This window comes from Nitratireductor aestuarii (assembly GCF_014641695.1).
GTDB classification, from domain to species: Bacteria; Pseudomonadota; Alphaproteobacteria; order Rhizobiales; family Rhizobiaceae; genus Chelativorans; species Chelativorans aestuarii.
In genome coordinates this window covers 1-1488 of sequence record NZ_BMIF01000045.1, presented here as the reverse complement: position 1 = coordinate 1488, position 1488 = coordinate 1, and the positions used below count along the sequence as shown (strand labels likewise).

At 60.0% G+C, this 1488-nt stretch carries 2 protein-coding genes; both read left to right on the top strand.

Going from position 1 to position 1488, the window contains the following annotated elements; all coding sequences use genetic code 11:
- Positions 1–105 precede the first annotated feature (105 nt).
- Positions 106–498 (top strand): ectoine synthase, encoded by a 393-nt coding sequence (locus IEX27_RS21015; protein ID WP_188723019.1) that lies wholly within the window; start codon positions 106–108, stop codon positions 496–498.
- A 73-nt stretch (positions 499–571) separates the two neighbouring features.
- A partial coding sequence (thpD, locus tag IEX27_RS21010) for an ectoine hydroxylase (RefSeq protein WP_373869907.1) occupies positions 572–1488 on the top strand: 917 nt, incomplete at its 3' end.

Here is a 1488-nt window from a genome sequence, read left to right as displayed (position 1 = left end):
CCACTGAACATCGACATGCCCCTCTTTTCGCGCGGCCTCGACATCTTCGAGCATGCCGTCCGCGAAATCACCCAATCAACCAGTATAGCTGCGGAGTAACCGAGAATGATCGTTCGCGACCTCAATGTCGAAAAGAACACCACGCGCAAAGTTGAATCCAAAGGCTGGGACAGCGTCAGGCTGCTGCTCAAGGATGATGGTGTCGGGTTCAGCTTTCACATCACCACCATTCATGCCGGGACGGAGCACCTGTTCCATTACAAGAACCATTTCGAGTGCGTCTACTGCATCTCCGGCAATGGTTCGATCGAGAATATCGCGACAGGCGAGTTGCACCCCATCCACCCCGGCGTGATGTATGTGCTCAACGAGCATGACCGGCACCGCCTGAAGGGCGACACCGAGATGGTCATGGCCTGCGTCTTCAATCCGCCGGTCACCGGACGCGAAGTGCATCTGGAAGATGGCTCCTACGCGCTGGAAGGCGCGCCGATCTGAGACCAGCACGATTGAGCCCAGCCATCCGGGCTGGATCATGCCCCACAGAAACCCCTCGCAAAGGAGAGCGAACATGACAGCTATGTCTGTACAGAATCCGCACACCCACGACCCCTATCCAAGCCGGCTGCCGGAGGAGAAGTGGCTGCCGCGTCAGGACAAAACCGTCTGGAGCCAGTGGAGCCCCGAGGCACCGCTGACGGCGCAGCAGGCTGAAGCATTCGAACGCGACGGCTTCCTCATCCTGGAAAACATCTTCTCGGCCGATGAAATCGCCGCCCTCATCGCGGAATCCTCGGCACTTCGCAGTGGCGAGCGTGAGCTGATGGAAGGCAGCGTCATCACCGAGCCCGGCTCGGATGAGGTGCGGACTGTGTTCCAGCTGCCGGAGCAGAGCCAGCTGTTCAACCGGCTTGCAAGCGACCGGCGCATTGCCGGTGTCGTCAAGCATCTTCTCGGCGACGAGGTCTACATTCACCAGTCGCGGCTGAACTACAAGCCGGGCTTTACCGGCAAGGAATTCTACTGGCATTCGGACTTCGAGACCTGGCACGCGGAAGACGGCATGCCGCGCATGCGCGCCATTTCCGCCTCGCTGCTGTTGACCGATAACGGCACGCAAAACGGTCCGCTCATGCTGATGCCTGGCTCGCACAAGCACTTCATCGCATGTGCCGGAGAGACGCCTGAAGACAACCACAAGTCTTCGCTGCAAAAGCAGGAGGTCGGAGTGCCGTCCGAGGAAAGCCTGACGAGACTTGCAAAGCAGCACGGGATCACGACCGCGACCGGCAAGGCCGGCACGCTGGTGCTGTTCGACTGCAATACCATGCACGGCTCCAACGGCAATATCACGCCGTTTGCCCGGTCGAACGCGTTCTTCGTCTTCAATGCCATGTCCAACCAGTTGCAGGAACCGTTTGGCGCCAAGACCGCGCGGCCGGCGTTCCTGGCCAATCGCGGCACGCCAGTAGCCATCGAGGTCCAGAC